This window comes from Chitinophaga agri, assembly GCF_010093065.1.
Lineage (GTDB): Bacteria > Bacteroidota > Bacteroidia > Chitinophagales > Chitinophagaceae > Chitinophaga > Chitinophaga agri.
The window spans coordinates 6,337,066-6,353,646 of sequence record NZ_CP048113.1 but is presented as its reverse complement, the minus strand read 5'-3'; the positions used below and the strand labels follow the sequence as shown (position 1 = coordinate 6,353,646).

14 protein-coding genes are annotated in these 16,581 nt (G+C 48.2%); 5 read left to right on the top strand and 9 right to left on the bottom strand.

What is annotated here, in order from left to right; genetic code table 11:
- Positions 1-27: 27 nt before the first annotated feature.
- The 5 genes from hutI to GWR21_RS25485 all read right to left on the bottom strand — a co-directional run bounded on the left by hutI (position 28) and on the right by GWR21_RS25485 (position 5,472).
- Positions 28-1,260: an imidazolonepropionase gene (gene hutI / locus GWR21_RS25505; protein WP_162334536.1), complete on the bottom strand. Its 1,233-nt coding sequence runs from the start codon at positions 1,258-1,260 to the stop codon at positions 28-30.
- A 2-nt stretch (positions 1,261-1,262) separates the two neighbouring features.
- Positions 1,263-2,927, bottom strand: a complete 1,665-nt coding sequence (gene hutU / locus GWR21_RS25500; RefSeq protein WP_162334535.1) for a urocanate hydratase — start codon at positions 2,925-2,927, stop codon at positions 1,263-1,265.
- Positions 2,905-4,473, bottom strand: coding sequence for a histidine ammonia-lyase (gene hutH / locus GWR21_RS25495; protein WP_162334534.1), 1,569 nt, complete (start codon positions 4,471-4,473; stop codon positions 2,905-2,907). The genes hutU and hutH overlap by 23 nt, the downstream gene beginning before the upstream one ends.
- A gap of 22 nt (positions 4,474-4,495) precedes the next feature.
- Complete coding sequence (locus tag GWR21_RS25490) at positions 4,496-4,981, bottom strand: MarR family winged helix-turn-helix transcriptional regulator (protein WP_162334533.1); 486 nt, start codon at positions 4,979-4,981, stop codon at positions 4,496-4,498.
- Between the two features lie 101 nt (positions 4,982-5,082).
- Positions 5,083-5,472 (bottom strand): SET domain-containing protein, encoded by a 390-nt coding sequence (locus GWR21_RS25485; RefSeq protein ID WP_162334532.1) that lies wholly within the window; start codon positions 5,470-5,472, stop codon positions 5,083-5,085.
- Between the two features lie 97 nt (positions 5,473-5,569).
- Between GWR21_RS25485 and GWR21_RS25480 the strand changes: the two genes are divergently transcribed.
- Both GWR21_RS25480 and mgtE read left to right on the top strand, forming a co-directional pair.
- Positions 5,570-6,439 carry a bestrophin family protein gene (locus GWR21_RS25480; RefSeq protein WP_162334531.1) on the top strand — a complete coding sequence of 290 codons (870 nt, stop codon included), beginning with the start codon at positions 5,570-5,572 and terminating at the stop codon, positions 6,437-6,439.
- Positions 6,440-6,489: 50 nt separating this feature from the next.
- Entirely contained in the window at positions 6,490-7,866 is a 1,377-nt protein-coding gene (gene mgtE / locus GWR21_RS25475; protein ID WP_162334530.1) for a magnesium transporter, read from the top strand.
- A gap of 95 nt (positions 7,867-7,961) precedes the next feature.
- On the opposite strand, the gene GWR21_RS25470 is transcribed toward mgtE, so the two are convergent.
- On the bottom strand, positions 7,962-8,495 hold the full coding sequence (locus tag GWR21_RS25470; RefSeq protein ID WP_162334529.1) for a histidine phosphatase family protein: 534 nt from the start codon (positions 8,493-8,495) through the stop codon (positions 7,962-7,964).
- A gap of 222 nt (positions 8,496-8,717) precedes the next feature.
- Between GWR21_RS25470 and glmS the strand changes: the two genes are divergently transcribed.
- Together glmS and GWR21_RS25460 are read left to right on the top strand one after the other, a co-directional pair.
- The gene (gene glmS / locus GWR21_RS25465) at positions 8,718-10,553 is read left to right on the top strand and encodes a glutamine--fructose-6-phosphate transaminase (isomerizing) (RefSeq protein ID WP_162334528.1); all 1,836 of its coding nucleotides are present in this window, start codon (positions 8,718-8,720) and stop codon (positions 10,551-10,553) included.
- Between the two features lie 21 nt (positions 10,554-10,574).
- On the top strand, positions 10,575-12,791 hold the full coding sequence (locus GWR21_RS25460) for a DUF4954 family protein (RefSeq protein WP_162334527.1): 2,217 nt from the start codon (positions 10,575-10,577) through the stop codon (positions 12,789-12,791).
- Between the two features lie 3 nt (positions 12,792-12,794).
- Here GWR21_RS25460 and GWR21_RS25455 read toward each other — a convergent pair whose 3' ends face one another.
- A complete protein-coding gene (locus GWR21_RS25455; RefSeq protein WP_162334526.1) occupies positions 12,795-13,853 on the bottom strand; it encodes a cytochrome-c peroxidase in 1,059 nt (352 codons plus the stop codon).
- A gap of 9 nt (positions 13,854-13,862) precedes the next feature.
- Positions 13,863-14,585 carry an MbnP family protein gene (locus GWR21_RS25450; RefSeq protein ID WP_162334525.1) on the bottom strand — a complete coding sequence of 241 codons (723 nt, stop codon included), beginning with the start codon at positions 14,583-14,585 and terminating at the stop codon, positions 13,863-13,865.
- Between the two features lie 62 nt (positions 14,586-14,647).
- Here GWR21_RS25450 and GWR21_RS25445 point away from each other — a divergent pair, with 62 nt between their 5' ends.
- On the top strand, positions 14,648-15,226 hold the full coding sequence (locus tag GWR21_RS25445; protein ID WP_162334524.1) for an O-methyltransferase: 579 nt from the start codon (positions 14,648-14,650) through the stop codon (positions 15,224-15,226).
- Positions 15,227-15,277: 51 nt separating this feature from the next.
- Here the strand turns inward: GWR21_RS25445 and fucP are convergent, their stop codons facing one another.
- Positions 15,278-16,573, bottom strand: coding sequence for an L-fucose:H+ symporter permease (gene fucP / locus GWR21_RS25440; protein ID WP_162334523.1), 1,296 nt, complete (start codon positions 16,571-16,573; stop codon positions 15,278-15,280).
- Positions 16,574-16,581 lie beyond the last annotated feature (8 nt).

Genomic DNA, 16,581 nt, shown 5'->3' with positions numbered 1-16,581 from the left:
GCCTTCCTTTTGTTATTATTCAAATAATCAATTTTTCACTACAGTATCTCCTTCTTTCCACACCTTCACCGGTTTCAGCTTCCCCTGATAATACAGTATGTCCCTATAATCCGCACATGGATATGCCTGCATATCTGCAACAAAACCAGCAGCCAGTTGCCCTGCATCTTTAATATCCAATGCTTTCGCTGCGCGACTGGTAAGCCCTGCGAATACTTCAGCTGCAGATAACTTCTCTGCTGCACTTAACACCGCTGCCTGCATTAACAAGTCTCCCATAGGCGCAGAACCAGGGTTCCAGTCACTCGCAATCGCTACAGCCGCACCCGCATTCAGCAAACGTCTCGCAGGTGCATAGTGCATCCCTAATCCTAAGGAAGCACCTGGTAATACTACGGCGACAATATCTGCCGCAGCCAGTAACCCAATCGCCCCATCATCACTGGCTTCCAGATGATCTGCTGACAGTGCACCGGCAGCTACTGCTACTGCCGCACCACCGGTGGAAAACTGATCCGCATGTACAGTTGCGGCGAATCCCATGTCTGCTGCCTGTTGCAGGAAATGTTTCGCCGGCGCAGGTGTGAACGCTGTCTCTTCAATGAAGATATCCACACGCTTTGCCAGTTGCTCTTCTTGAAGCACCGGTAGTAAAGATGTCAATATCCAGTCGAGATATTCTGTCTCTGTTCCTTCAAAGTCTTTCGGACGCATGTGTGCAGCCAGGCAGGTCGATACCAGCGTTGCTTTGGTATGACTGCTGGCGGCCTGAATGGCACGGAGCATATTCAGCTCTCCATCCAAATTCAGACCATAACCGCTTTTCACTTCGATCGTAGTCACGCCTTCATGCAGATGCCTGTTTGCTCTTGCAGCAGTATTCATCACCAGTGTCTCCAGATCGGCCATGCGTGTCTTCGTGACAGAATCCCATATGCCACCGCCTGCACGTGCGATTTCCAGGTAAGATTTACCAGCAATGCGCATGGCATAATCGCGGCTGCGGGAACCATCAAAACAGATATGCGTATGGCAGTCGATAAAGCCCGGCATCAATACAGCCGGAACAGTGATATGTGTGACATCACATTCCGGGTACTGATGCTGCAGTTTCTTAAAATTGCCGACAGTGACAATTCTTCCACCATCTGTAACAATGCCGCCATTTTCAATGATAGTCAGTTGTTCATCGGACAGTGCACCTTTTAAAGGCAGCCCTGCAAGTGGTAGTATCTGTGAAAAAGGACCAATGAGTTCCATGATCAGATATTAAATTTTCTGGCAGTCTCTTTCGCTTCTTCATAACCTGCATCTGCATGGCGGAAGATGCCGAGCGCCGGGTCATTAAACAATACGCGTTTCAGACAGGCTTCCGCTCTGTCAGTACCATCTGCCAGTACGACCATACCAGCATGTTGTGAATATCCCATACCGACACCACCTCCATGATGGAAAGACACCCACGTAGCGCCACCGCCCGTATTGGCCATCAGGTTCAGTAATGTCCAGTCAGATACCGCATCAGAACCATCTCTCATGGCTTCTGTTTCCCTGTTGGGAGAAGCCACTGATCCACAATCCAGGTGATCACGGCCTATTACTATAGGCGCTTTTACCTTACCTGTTCTGACCAGTTCATTGAAGATCAGTCCTGCCTTCTCTCTTTCTCCTAATCCAAGCCAGCAGATACGTGCAGGCAATCCCTGAAAGGCTACCTGTTGCTGTGCTTTCTGCAGCCAGTTGGTGAGTGCTTTATTCTCAGGAAAAGCTTCCATCAGTGCACGGTCTGTGGTATAGATATCTTCCGGATCGCCGGATAATGCCACCCATCTGAAAGGGCCTTTCCCTTCGCAGAACAGCGGACGTATATATGCTGGTGTAAATCCGGGGAAATTATATGCATTGGCCTCGCCACCTTCCCGGGCAAACTCACGGAGGTTATTGCCATAGTCGAAAGTAATCGCTCCCTTCTCCTGTAAAGCCAGCATATAGCCGACGTGGCGGGCCATACTTTTTAATGCAAGTGTTTTATACGCAGCCGGATCGTTCTTACGCAGCGCCGCTGCTTCCGTCAATGAGAGTCCGTTTGGCACATAACCGTTGATAGGATCATGTGCGGACGTCTGGTCAGTCAGTATATCAGGAATGATATTATCTTTTAACAATCGTTCCAGCATATCTCCCGCATCGCTTACCAGGCCGATAGACAATGCCTCTCCTTTCGCTTTGGCATCCATGGCCCAGGCAATGGCTTCTTCATAGGAATGCGTGATGCGGTCAATATAACGGGTAGCGAGACGCTTCCGGATACGTGATTCATCTACATCTGCGCCGAGGAACACCGCACCAGCCATCCTTGCAGCCAAAGGTTGTGCCCCGCCCATTCCACCGATACCGGCCGTGACGAGCAACTTTCCTTTCAGGTCGCTATTGAAATGCTGCCGTCCACAGGCTACAAAGGTCTCATAAGTTCCCTGCAGGATGCCCTGTGTACCTATATAGATCCAGCTGCCGGCAGTCATCTGTCCGTACATCATGAGTCCTTTTGCACGCAGTTCATTGAAGTGTTCCCAGGTAGCCCATTTAGGCACCAGGTTACTATTGGCCAGCATCACGCGTGGCGCCTGCGGATGTGTGCGTACGACACCGACCGGTTTGCCTGACTGTACCAGCAACGAATGATCTTCATCCAGTTCCAGCAGTATTTCAATGATCTTCTGTAATGCTTCTTTGTTACGTGCTGCCTGTCCGATACCGCCATATACTACCAGTTCATCCGGGTTCTCCGCCACTTCTTCATCCAGGTTATTCAGCAACATACGCAGGGGCGCTTCTGTTTGCCAGGAGCGGGCATGCAGCTGCGGGCCACGGGGGGCTTTATAGTGCGGGTGCGCCGCGTATGTCTTAATAAAGTCCGAACTGTTCATGATAAATACCGTTTAGAGATAAGTGATTGTTGAGGGCGGCTTCGTTAGCCACATTCACGATAGACTGACTGGCGATGAGCTGATGCAATTGTTTGATATCATTCGCAAAGATCCTGTCTTTGGCAGCGAATGGTACCGTCTGACGTACGAAAGAGTGTACCGCTTCCAGTACCGGACCTGATCGCAACGGTCGTCTGAAATCTACCGCCTGTGCAGCATACAGCAGCTCGATCGCCAGGATATACTCAAGGTTATCTATTACCTGGTGCAGTTTACGGCCACTGATAGACCCCATGGACACATGGTCTTCCTGACCGAGGGAAGTTGGTACACTGTCTGCACTGGCCGGGAAACAGAGCGTCTTATTCTCCGTCACCAGAGCGGCAGTAGTGTACTGAGGTATCATAAAGCCGGAGTTTAGTCCAGCGTCTTCAATTAATAATTTAGGTAAGCCATAACGGCCTTCGATCATCATATAGCAGCGACGATCGGAGATGTTACCCAGTTCCGCGGCAGCAACAGTGGCATAGTCTAATGGCATGGCCAGTGGCTGACCGTGGAAGTTACCACCACTGATGGTGTCATCTGCACTAAAGATGATCGGGTTATCAGTTACCGCATTCAGTTCTATCACCGTGAGCTCTCTCAGGTGATGCCATGCAGTACGGGAAGCACCGTGTACCTGCGGCATACAACGCAGGGAATACGGGTCCTGTACGCGCCCACAATCTATGTGCGCAGCCATGATACCCGAGTTGTCCAGCATTGTCTTCAACCGGTGTGCGACCAGCTGATTACCAGTGAAAGGCCTGATAGCATGCAGGCGGGGATCAAACGGGCGGGCAGTGCCCATCAGTCCTTCCAGGGATAACGCACCGATAATATCAGCTGCGTCGAGGGCATTATGCATCCGTTGCAGGGCAGTCACCGCAAAGGACAGGATGAACTGCGTACCGTTGATCAGTGCAAGACCTTCTTTCGGGCCCAACACAACCGGCTCCAGTCCTTCGGCTTGTAAGACAGCGGCAGCAGGTTGCCGCTGACCTTTATAGAATACCTCTCCCAGGCCTATTAACGGCAGGAAAAGATGTGATAGGGGCGCCAGGTCACCAGAGGCGCCTACCGAGCCTTTTTCAGGCACTACAGGCGTTACCTTGTTTTCGATGTGCCAGATGATACGCTCCAGCGTAGAGAGAGCGGCACCGGAGTACCCCTGTGCCAAAGCATGTACTTTGGTCACCAGCATGACGCGGGCCACTGTTTCAGGAATAGGATGACCAACACCGACACTATGGCTCTGGAGGATATTATATTGCAGTGTGCGGGTATCTTCTTCGGATATTTTGGTATCACAAAGAGGGCCGAAGCCGGTATTGATACCATATACGGTGCTATGCGCGGATACGATCGTTTGTACATGGGCAGCGCTGGTGCGGATGCGTGCAGTCACCTCCGGTACCAGTACGCCGGACAGCTTTCCGGAAGCTATATCCAGCGCTCTGGCCACGGTGAGCTGATCTATACCGTACTTGAATTGGTGTATCATTATTGATTGAATTGAGTAGTGATCAGTTTTTCATAGCAGTCTTTATCCTGTCGGACAATGGCGTTTCCTGTACAGCGCTTTCCACCTGCCGGATGGCATCCAGCAGCTGCCTGGTTTGTTTGTTCTCTTCTGTTAATGTTTCCATGGCAGCAGTGATGGCTTCCCATACGGGTTGCACCTGCTGTAACAGTGCGTCTCCCTCCTTGCTTAACATTACGAGCTGACGGCGACCGTCATCCGGGCAGGGCGCTGTATGGACGAGACCTTTCTTTTTCAGGTTGGTAACCAGCTGACTGATAGCGGAGTGGGAGACTTCCAGTTGTTCAGCAATGTCGATGAGCGGAATGTTCTGCTGCCGGGACAGGATGTAAAAAACAGGGAACCAGCTCGCGTCAAAGGCGATACCAGCCTGCTCGTATACCTTATTCACTTCCATGAGGAAGTATTCACTTAGCCGCCTGAGACGGCTGCCAAAAACCAGGTATCCCAGTGAAGCGTAAAAGCTCATAAGTAAATTATATAAGTGCTTATATATTTAGATACAATAATAAGGAATTTCTCAATTCCTTATTTATTTCTTTCGGGAAGGCGCTGCGGCCCGACCGGCGACTATTTCTTCTTAACGTCGAACCAAACCGGAGAGGAATCGGTCACATCACCGTTATAGTTGATGAGCAGTTCTTCACCTTTCTTGATCTCCTTACGGGTAATGATGCTCATTGTTTCAGCATCAAAATCCATTTCGTACTCGCAGTTAGGTTCATAGGAGTGGTTGTAGATGGAACACAGACCAAGCGCAATGCAGGAACGGGTTTCTCTGACACCCCATAAAAAGATGTAGTTGTGCAGTTTAGTTTTATCGACAATCTCTGTATCGTCGTAAGACAAAACAAGTACAGGCGAGGTTTCGATGCGGGTGCCTGCGGGTATTCTTTCTTTGGTAAATACACCACGGCCCTTGCCTTTGGTCTTGTCTACGTATAAATATGGCTTGATCATAATATAATGTAAAGGAAGCGTAAAATAAAGGTAAAGGAGGAAGTTATCAAAATCATAGTTAAAATTTTTAGGTTTGCGTAAATGTATACAACCAAATATGATCGATTACAACCCGAAAGCCTGGTTTACCTTTATCTTCCGCATCCATAAAGCGGATACCGTCAGGAAGCTTTATCCGATGTTTATAGCCCTGTCTGCCTATTCTGCACTGATAGCCTTTCTGGAGCTGGAGTTATTACACTTATCCCAAAACAGTGACCTGAAACAGGTTACGTTAGTTCATTCGCTGCTGGGCTTTGTGATCTCCCTGTTACTCGTGTTTCGTACCAATACAGCGTACGACCGGTGGTGGGAAGGACGTAAGCTGTGGGGCGCACTGGTGAACAACAGCCGCAATCTGGCCATAAAGCTGAATGCTATCCTGCCGGCTTCCAATACGGCTTCCCGTGAGTTCTTCAGGATCATGATCCCTAACTATGCCTTTGGTTTGAAGAACCATCTGCGTAACCTGTATCTGCCTGATGAGTTTCAGCATACGGAAGGCATGCAGATACAGGAAGGTAAACATGTACCTAATCAGATAGCTGCACAGATCATTGCACATGTACACGAATTGTACCGCCAGGGACAGATCAGCGGGGAACAGTTACTCAGCCTCAACACAGAGTTACTGTCATTCACTGACATCATGGGTGCCTGTGAAAGGATCAGGAATACCCCGATACCTTTCTCTTACAGTGTCTTCATTAAAAAGTTCATCTTTTTCTTTGTAATGACCCTGCCTGTAGGTTATGTATTCACGCTACACTATCTCATCATACCTGTAGTGGTGTTCATTTTCTATGTACTGGCGAGTCTGGAGCTGATCGCAGAGGAGATAGAAGACCCTTTCGGATTTGACGCCAATGACCTTCCTACCGATACGATATCTGCCAACATCCGCAAGCATGTGGCAGAGATATTGTAAGCTGGGAAGACAACTTTCTTTAATTTCGCCTCACTGACAGCATTTGGAATATGGAAAATGAAGCATTACAGGAAAAATTTGAAACGCTGGTCGCTGAGCAGAACCTCCCGGAACTGAAAGTCTACCTGGATGACCAGCTGATCACAGACATTGCCGAACTCATTCATGAGTTGCCGGAAAATGCCAATGTGATCATGAGCCAATTGTCCATAAGCCGTGCTGCCGCAGCTTTCAGGATCCTGGAGTTTCATATACAGGAAGAGGTGATCCGGGAACTACCTGCCGGCAAAGTAGCAGAGCTGCTGAACGAGCTGCCGGCGGATGACCGTACCGCCTTCCTGGGAGAGTTACACAGTGATGTACTGAAGGAGCTGTTAAAGCTACTGGACCCGGAGGAACGCAAGATCACCCTTAGTCTGCTGGGATACCCTGAGACCAGTGTAGGACGTATGATGACGCCTGAATACATAGCCGTACGGGAAGAGTGGTCAGTGAAGCAGGTGTTACGCTACATCCGGGAATATGGTAAGGATAGTGAGACCATTGACGTGATCTATGTAATAGATGAAAAAGGCAAACTGCTGGACGACTTCCGGATCAGGGAATTCCTGCTGGTATCGCCTGATACCGTCGTACACACCCTCATGGATGATCGTTTCGTGGCCTTACATGTCAATGACGACCAGGAAGAAGCCATTCAGACCTTCCGTATGGAAAACCGTGTGGCACTGCCTGTGGTAGATGATACCGGCATCCTGCTGGGTATCGTGACCATTGATGACATCCTCTGGATCGCCAATGAAGAACATACAGAAGACATACAGCGTATCGGTGGTACCGAGGCACTGGATGAACCGTACCTCGAGATCCCGCTGCTTAAACTGGTCAAAAAGAGAATAGGCTGGCTGATCATATTATTCCTGGGAGAAATGCTCACAGCAACAGCCATGAAGTATTATGAGCATGAGATAGCCCAGGCGGTTGTACTGGCCCTCTTCGTACCATTGATCATATCAAGCGGGGGAAACAGTGGCTCTCAGGCATCTACCCTGATCATTCAGGCAATGGCCGTGGGTGAGATCACCCTTTCAGACTGGTGGAGGGTCATGAAAAGGGAAATCCTTTCAGGACTGCTGCTGGGAGGTGTTTTAGGACTGATCGGGTTCATGCGTATCCTGCTATGGAACGCTGTATTCTTCACCTATGGTGAGCATGGTACGTTAATCGGAATGACGGTTGGGCTCTCATTGGTGGGTGTAGTATTGTGGGGAACCTTATCGGGTTCGATGCTTCCCCTGCTCTTAAAAAGACTGGGAGCGGACCCTGCGACGTCATCGGCCCCATTTGTGGCTACATTGGTAGACGTAACCGGGTTACTGATCTATTTTTCCGTGGCCTATACCCTGATGAAGGGAATTATGCTTTAATCCCCTAACCTACTATTTAACATTTCATTGTCAATTAGTAATACAAAGAAAAAACCGGAATAGTAACGGGAGCTCCCCTTACCATTCCGGTTTTTTTAATCCAGATAGTTGACCCTTTTACAGCGGACACTATCCTTATGTTTCCGGACGACGAACAGGCTACCATAGTCGTTTCCTCCTATTGAATCCAGCTTTGGTTTCGCCTTCAGCGCATGCATGATGGGTATCAGCGTACGACTGTTACCTACGACCAGCAGCTTCTTCCCCCAGTCGTTATGCCGGGTGATCTCATATAACAGATTCTCTCCGGAAGAGTCAGCGACATACGACGCAGTATCCAGGGTCAGATACTGGCAGATGGAATCAGTCGTCTGCATACTACTGAGATACCGTGCAAAATATACTTTCTGGATACCTGAGTCCTGCAGCTCTCTGTACAGGGCGCCTGCCTGTTGCCTGCCGGTTGCTGTCAATCCGGAATCAATACCAGGCACCTGCTCAGCATGGCGCACCAGGTAAAAAGTACCCGTCAGGAAGGTGCTGTCCTCTGCAACCGGGACCGGTTGCCTCGCAGGCGGAGGTTGTTCACATGCCAGACAGCATAATAGCAGTATTACGATGTATCTCATAGGACCTCTAGTTCGGTTAAGGGGTACAAATTACGAATTTTCTTAGCAGGCATACAATTTGATAACAGAGAGGGACACCATTCAGATAAGTAATACTACTTACCAATTTAAAAGAATGAGGCTCATTTCTTTATTCTGGGTCATTATTCGCAATCTTTTATACGTTTTTCACATTTTTTATACAATTTGCACGCTTTATCCATGTAAAACTGAAAAACATCTATGTGCGGAATAGTCGCTTATATAGGCCAACGAGAAGCCTACCCCATTGTATTAAAAGGATTGAAAAGATTAGAATACCGCGGTTACGATAGCGCCGGCGTGGCATTATTGAACGGTGGCCTGAAAGTCTACAAGAAGAAAGGAAAAGTGGCCGAGCTGGAAGACTTCCTTAGTGGAAAAGATGTACACAGTCACGTGGCCATTGGTCATACAAGATGGGCCACCCATGGAGAACCCAGTGACCGTAACTCCCATCCGCATACTTCCGGCAACGGTAAACTGGCGATGATACACAATGGTATCATTGAAAACTATGCGATGCTCAAACAGGAGCTGCTGAAAAAAGGCCATACGTTTAAAAGTGATACAGACACAGAAGTGCTCATTCATTTCATAGAGGAAATACAACAGAGCAATCAATGCGGACTAGAAGAAGCCCTGCGCATTGCTCTAAAAAGAGTAGTAGGCGCTTATGTGATCGTACTTGTTGACCAGGATAACCCGGATACGCTCATCGCAGCCCGTAAAGGTAGTCCGCTGGTGATCGGTGTTGGTAAAGGAGAACACTTCCTTGCTTCTGATGCCTCTCCTATCGTGGAATATACAAAAGAAGTGGTCTATGTAAATGACTATGAGATTGCCATTATCAAAGCAGATGAACTGATCCTCAAAAATATCTCCAACGAACGTCAAACACCTTATATCCAGAAACTGGATATTGAACTGGCAGCCATCGAAAAAGGTGGATATGATCATTTCATGCTGAAAGAGATCTTTGAACAGCCACAAACACTGTTTGACAGCTTACGCGGCCGCCTGGATGCCAAAAGTGGCACCCTCACGCTGGGTGGTATACGCGAACATGCCAGGCTACTGAGCCAGGCAAAACGCATTATCATCGTAGCCTGTGGCACTTCCTGGCACGCAGGACTGGTAGCCGAGTATATGATCGAAGAACTGTGCCGCATCCCGGTAGAAGTAGAATATGCCTCCGAATTTCGTTACCGAAATCCGGTGGTAGGTGAAGGTGACGTGATCATTGCAGTGTCACAGTCCGGCGAAACTGCAGATACCCTGGTCGCCATTGAAAGTGCGAAGGAAAAAGGCGCCATCATCCTTGGCGTGTGCAACGTAGTAGGTTCATCTATTGCACGTATCTCACATGCCGGCGCTTATACCCATGCTGGTCCTGAAATAGGTGTGGCAAGTACGAAGGCATTCACTGCCCAACTCGCAGTACTGTGTATGATAGGACTAAGGGTCGCACAGGAAAAAGGCAGCATCACACAGCAGCGCTTACAGCACCTGATCGACGAGCTGGATGCTATTCCTGAAAAAGTAGCAACCGCCCTGAAATTAAATGATAAGATCAGAGAGATCGCTGATAAATATAAAGATGCCCGTGACTTCCTTTACCTCGGACGTGGTTATAACTTCCCGGTAGCACTGGAAGGCGCATTAAAGCTGAAAGAAATATCCTACATCCACGCGGAAGGTTATCCGGCAGCCGAAATGAAACACGGTCCGATTGCACTGGTAGATGAAAACCTACCTGTTGTTTTTGTCGCTACACGTGACAGCTATTACGAAAAGGTTGTCTCCAACATACAGGAAATTAAAGCACGAAAAGGAAAAGTAATTGCGGTAGTAACAGAAGGTGATCAGACCATTCGCGGCATGGCGGATGATATCATTGAAGTTCCAGCGTCTGACGAACTGGTAGCACCGATCGTATCTGTTATTCCGATGCAGCTGCTTGCATATCATATAGGTGTACTGAAAGGGTTCGATGTGGATAAACCAAGAAATCTGGCGAAATCAGTAACCGTAGAATAGTAAACATCAACAATATTTTCGATGAATGTAATACAGAAGAAGCCACTCACCGAGTTAGGCTACAATTTTGTAGCGGGTCCTTATTTACCCGAAGGCAAAGATGAGTATTACCTGCGGAACCGGCAACTGGGCAAACAACAAACCAACTATCGTAAACTCAGTGCCCTTGAGATTGAAATACTGGTACGTAATGATAACACTTCTGATGACTGGAACAACATCTTTGTGGCAGAGGCATTCAGCCCGCAGCTGGTAAAACACTGTCATTTTTTTGGTGTGGTACGCATCGGCAAACTGGAGCCGTACTACCTCGAATTTCACAACCTTAGACTGCCTGTGGGATTGTACAACAGTACGATCTCTTCCTGCGACTTTGGCGATAATGCGGTCATACATAATGTCAACTATCTCTCTCACTATATCATCGGCAATGAAGTGATCATCTGCAATGTCAATGAAATGACAACAACTGATCACGCTAAATTTGGTAATGGTATCATTAAGGAAGGTGAATCTGAATCGCTGCGCATCTGGCTGGAACTGTGTAACGAAAACGGCGGACGTAGTGTAATGCCGTTTGATGGTATGCTGCCGGGCGATGCATGGCTATGGACACGCAACAGGAACGATACCACCCTGCAACAACAATTCAAGTCATTCACTGAAAAACAGTTCGATAAAAAACGTGGTTACTACGGCATGGTAGGTGACCGCAGTGTGATCAAGAACTGTAAGATCATCAAGGATGTCACCATCGGTACCGATGCCTATCTTAAAGGCGCCAATAAGATCAAAAATGTAACGATCAATAGTTCCGCAGAAGCTACCAGTCAGATCGGTGAAGGCTGTGAACTGGTGAATGGTATAGTTGGTTATGGCTGCCGTGTATTTTATGGTGTGAAGGCTGTACGTTTTGTCATGGCCTCTCATTCACAGTTGAAATACGGCGCACGCCTGATCAATTCTTACCTGGGTAACAACGCAACGATCTCCTGCTGTGAAGTACTGAACTCACTGATCTTTCCGGCACATGAGCAACACCATAACAACTCTTTCCTGTGTGCAGCACTGATCATGGGACAGAGTAATATGGCTGCCGGGGCCACGATCGGCTCCAATCATAACTCCCGTGGTGCAGATGGGGAGGTCATTGCAGGCAGAGGTTTCTGGCCCGGACTCTGTGTGAGCCTGAAACATAACTCCCGCTTTGCCAGCTTTACGCTGATTGCCAAAGGTACGTACATGTACGAAATGGATGTACCGTTCCCATTCAGCCTGATACTGAATGATGAACAACAGAACTGCCTGCGGATCATGACCGGCTACTGGTTCCTGCATAACATGTACGCACTGGCACGTAACTCCTGGAAATACATTGACCGTGATAAACGTACTGATAAATTACAGCTGATAGAATACGATTACCTGGCGCCTGACAGCGTGGAAGAAATGATCCATGCCATGGCACTGATGGAGATCGCCACCGGTAAGGCATGGTATACCAAGTTCCAGCAGGATACAGGGTCACTGTCGGAACACGATTTCCAGGAAAAAGGAAAAGAGCTGCTACTCCATGATCCGGAAGAAGCAGGTAAGCTGCAGATCTTTGCGGTGAACGTAGAGAACAGCTCCCGTAAAGTGCAGCTGCTAAAAGTACACAGGTCCTATCCGCTCTTCAAAGAGCTGATCAACCTGTACGCGGTACGTAATATCTTTAGTTACATACAGGCAGATAGTACCCATAACTTCACCTCACTGCGGGGCATCGTTGAAACAGCGGAACGCGGACCCTGGCACAACGTTGGCGGACAACTAATGAAAGACGAAGTACTGTCCGAGCTCAAAAGTAACATACGTTCAGGCGCTATCAGCGGCTGGCCTGAAGTACATGCGTACTACAAAACAGCTGGTGAACATTATGCGATGGACAAACTGCAGCACGCACTGGCATCGTTGTTATATGTAGAAGAAAAGAACGCGCGCGATTTCACACCAGCCTTCCTGAAGGACTGCCTGTTACAGTCACTGCATATGCAAACTTTCCTGACAGAAGGTATCCGTCACTCCCGTGCGAAAGACTACCAGAATCCGTTCCGTCAGATGACGTATGAAAGTGAAGCGGAAATGGAAACGGTGATCGGAAAACTGGAAGACAATGGCTTCATACAACAGACACAGGCAGACCTGGTAGCATATAAAAAGATGGTAAGTGAAGTGATCGAGAACTGGAAACTGTAGTGATCAATCTGTGATCAGTATCTCACTGAATGCTTTGTTACTGATAAATTTCCTATCCGTTAACGTATTCAGGAACATATATAACTGACGTTTTTCTTTTTCATTCAGGGGAATACCGTTCTTCACGAGAGGATCAATGGTATTCCCTTTTTCCTGCCCGTGATCGTACATATCAAATACCTGGAAAATATCAAAGAAGCGGCCGTCATGCATGTAGGGTGAACTGACCAGCACATTGCGCAGGGAAGGGACTTTAAACTTAAGGTAGTCGGCCGTATTATTCGTGATCCGCATTCTGCCAACGTCATTCATGGAAGGCAGATAAGGCAGTCCGTTATTACGCAGGGTATTATCTGTAAACAACGGTGGTTTATGGCAGCTGGCACATTTCTGAGTGAACGTCCGATATCCGCCCTGTTCTTCCGCAGTAAAAGTAACGCCGGGTTCTCTCCGCATGACGCTATCATATTTTGATTCAAAAGAGATCATGGTGGCCATGAACTGGGATAGTGCCTTGAACATGCGTTCAGTAGTGACCTCTTCCGAACCGTAGGCCTCCTTGAATAGCTGCTTATAGGTCTGATTTCCCTGCAAACGATCAATTAACGCCTTAAGGTCCATTCCCATCTCATTTTCGTCTGTAATGGGCGTTAAAGGCTGAATATCGAGGTGATTCACGCCACCATCCCACATAAAATCCTTCTGCCAGATCAGGTTGAATAGTGTCGGTACAGACCGGTTCCCTGTTCTGCCCAGCACACCATGACTGATAGCATGGTCAAAATGGCCAAAGGCAGCAAACTGCTGGTGGCAAAATCCGCAGGAGATAGAACTATCCAGCGACAGCTTAGGATCGTAGAACAGGTGTCTGCCGAGGGCTATCCCCTGTTTGGTGAGCGGGTTCTTTTTAAAGTCGTATACAGGTGGGGGCAGGCTATCCGGGATCTTGAGCTCGTAGTAGTCTACAACAGGGGAATGGGCGGTCAACGCAGCACGGCTTCCACCCATGATCCACAACCACAGGCAAAAGGCAACGAGCAGATATATTCCCTTCCGGCTCATACGTTACGATTAATTGACTATTGCTTGAACGGTAAACATATGCTGATAATTATCCGCTATCCTGTCAGCCGGCATTCCCGGCGACATGAACCCCGGGATCTGCCGGAAGCTAACCTTATAATCTCCGTTAAACCAGGTGGCAGCGTCTGCCTGTAACCTGATCTTTGGTGTATTTCCAGCACTGATCTCGAGTGGTTTTGCTAATAGCAGCGTCACCATCCGCTGTGTAACGTGCGGGGCTCTGTAACCGCCGATATGAAACTGGATCATATGGTTGGGCAGACGGGAGGAAGGAGAATAACCTTCCAGCTTCGCCATGATATAACCACTGTTCCAGGTCCAGAACATACCATACACCGGGTCCAGCGATCCGGATTGCGGGCCACTGAAATTCAGTACACTATCTACACCGATCATGAATGATAATTGCGTATACTTTCCGGCGGGGAATTGTTGTAACAAGAGCTGTTTTGACGCGGCACTATCTTCACTGACGAGAAAATAAGCCTTATCCGCACTCACTGTCTTTCCGGTTGCATCGGTGAGCAGGAAATTACTAAGGTAGTATCTGAACAACGTGATATTAAAAGTATCACCTGCAGCGTTGTGGTAAGTTGTGGTTTTCAGTTGCATAGGTAATGCACCTACCACGTGACTGATCTCGACCTGCACCTGCTGCGCAGTTGTGCCCGTATAGGTAAACAGGAGGATCAGTAGTATCAGCCGCTTCATATACCCAAAGTAAGCGATTTTTTTTATTACCTTGGTTGAAAGACCTATTAATAAAACAGCTCATGACAGAGGATATACTCCAGCAATACCCTGTACATTATCAGTACATAGTTGACGCCACGAACGCATCCGGCTTTACGATGGCATCTGAACCATTAACCTGTTCCCTGCTCCGCACACTGGCTGCGGGAAAGCCCTATGGTAGTTTTCTTGAGTTAGGCACCGGCACCGGCCTCTCCACTTCCTGGATACTGGACGGTATGGACAGGGAAAGTACCCTGATCTCTGTGGATAATACACAGGAATACCTGGATATTGCCACCCGTTTCCTGGGAGATGATAGCAGAATAAAACTGGTGCATGCAGATGGAGGAGAATGGCTGAAGGAGAACAGACGCCGGAAGTTTGATTTCATATTCGCTGATACCTGGCATGGGAAGTACCTGATGCTGGACGAGACGCTGGCGATGCTAAATAAGGGCGGCCTGTATATTGTGGACGACATGTTACCACAGGCGAACTGGCCGGAAGGACACCAGGAAAAAGCCACACAGCTCATTAAGGACCTGGAGGCCAGGGAAGACCTGATCCTCACCAAACAGGTATGGGCATCGGGCATTATAATCGCTGTAAAGAAATAAAAAAGGTCCGCCTGATGTGAGGCGGACCTTTTTCACTATCGGATAATTATTTTAATGTGCTTTATCCAGCTTATACCCTTTCGTACCAAACCATACTACCACTGCGAAGCAGATCAGCGGCAGGATATAGGCCATCTGGATATTTGAGTTATCAGAGATCAGTCCCATCAGCGGAGGAATAACAGCACCTCCAACAATTGCCATGATCAGCAGGGAGGAACCAAATTTGGTATCCGCACCGAGGCCCCTGATACCAAGTGAAAAGATGATCGGGAACATGATGGACATAAAGAACGGCACCAGCAACACATTCCACACAGCGAGCTCTCCTTTGGTTGTCATCGCGATCAGCACGAGTACTACATTCACAATACCAAAGACAGACAACAACACTTCCGGTCTGAATTTACGCATGAGGAAAGTGCCTACAAAGCGGCCTGCCATAAATCCAAAACCAGCATAGCTTAACATCCCTGCGGCTGTCTGCTCGCCGATGCCTGCGGAGAATTTCGCAAAGCGGATAAAGAAGGCGTTCACTCCTACCTGTCCACCGATATAAAAGAACATCGCCACTACCGCAGCAATCAAATGCCTATGTCTGAAGATGCTGCCTTTCGTATTGGTAGTAGTGTCTATTTCTTCATCATCGGCCTGTGTGATCTCTGGCATTTTCGTTACTACAAACAGTGCCGCGATGAGTAGCACCACAATACCGATCACCATGTAAGGTACCTTTACTGTGCTGGCTTCACCGATCAGGTATTGCTGCAGTGCATCAGGAGACATGGCTTTCACCTGTGCTTCTGACAGCTCACTGCCTGTCAATATAAATTTCATTCCTATGATAGGTCCAACCATGGCGCCCACCCCGTTAAAGGATTGGGCGAGACTCAGGCGCTGTGTGGATGTCTCAGGACTACCCAGTACAGACACATAAGGGTTGGCGGCCGTTTCCAGAAAAGTAAGACCTGAAGCAATGACGAACAGGGCGCCAAGGAAAAAACTATACTCACGGGCATTGGCAGCCGGTATGAACAGGAACGCGCCTATGGCATACAGACAAAGACCGAAGATGATACCTACCTTATAGCCAAACTTTTTCATCACATAACCTGCCGGCAATGCCATCAGAAAATAGGCTGCGAAGACAGCAGAATCTACGAAAGCAGATTGCATATCTGACAACTGACAGGCCTTTTTCAGGTGTGGAATAAGTATAGGGCTCATGTTATGGATCAGCGCCCAGAGAAAAAATAAACTGGTTACCAGTATAAACGGGAACAGGTAACTCTTTTTTGTATCAATGTTTGCCTTAACTGTGGAAGTGGGCATTGCGGCTCCGGCCATAAGTATAA

Excerpts from the sequence above, each read along its gene's own strand:
- hutI (WP_162334536.1), bottom strand. The coding sequence starts at position 1,260 with ATGGAACTCATTGGTCCTTTTTCACAGATACTACCACTTGCAGGGCTG.
- mgtE (WP_162334530.1), top strand. The coding sequence starts at position 6,490 with ATGGAAAATGAAGCATTACAGGAAAAATTTGAAACGCTGGTCGCTGAG.
- glmS (WP_162334528.1), top strand. The coding sequence starts at position 8,718 with ATGTGCGGAATAGTCGCTTATATAGGCCAACGAGAAGCCTACCCCATT.
- GWR21_RS25445 (WP_162334524.1), top strand. The coding sequence starts at position 14,648 with ATGACAGAGGATATACTCCAGCAATACCCTGTACATTATCAGTACATA.
- fucP (WP_162334523.1), bottom strand. The coding sequence starts at position 16,573 with ATGGCCGGAGCCGCAATGCCCACTTCCACAGTTAAGGCAAACATTGAT.
- GWR21_RS25450 (WP_162334525.1), bottom strand. The coding sequence starts at position 14,585 with ATGAAGCGGCTGATACTACTGATCCTCCTGTTTACCTATACGGGCACA.
- GWR21_RS25480 (WP_162334531.1), top strand. The coding sequence starts at position 5,570 with ATGATCGATTACAACCCGAAAGCCTGGTTTACCTTTATCTTCCGCATC.
- GWR21_RS25455 (WP_162334526.1), bottom strand. The coding sequence starts at position 13,853 with ATGAGCCGGAAGGGAATATATCTGCTCGTTGCCTTTTGCCTGTGGTTG.
- GWR21_RS25485 (WP_162334532.1), bottom strand. The coding sequence starts at position 5,472 with ATGATCAAGCCATATTTATACGTAGACAAGACCAAAGGCAAGGGCCGT.
- hutU (WP_162334535.1), bottom strand. The coding sequence starts at position 2,927 with ATGAACAGTTCGGACTTTATTAAGACATACGCGGCGCACCCGCACTAT.
- GWR21_RS25460 (WP_162334527.1), top strand. The coding sequence starts at position 10,575 with ATGAATGTAATACAGAAGAAGCCACTCACCGAGTTAGGCTACAATTTT.
- hutH (WP_162334534.1), bottom strand. The coding sequence starts at position 4,473 with ATGATACACCAATTCAAGTACGGTATAGATCAGCTCACCGTGGCCAGA.
- GWR21_RS25470 (WP_162334529.1), bottom strand. The coding sequence starts at position 8,495 with ATGAGATACATCGTAATACTGCTATTATGCTGTCTGGCATGTGAACAA.
- GWR21_RS25490 (WP_162334533.1), bottom strand. The coding sequence starts at position 4,981 with ATGAGCTTTTACGCTTCACTGGGATACCTGGTTTTTGGCAGCCGTCTC.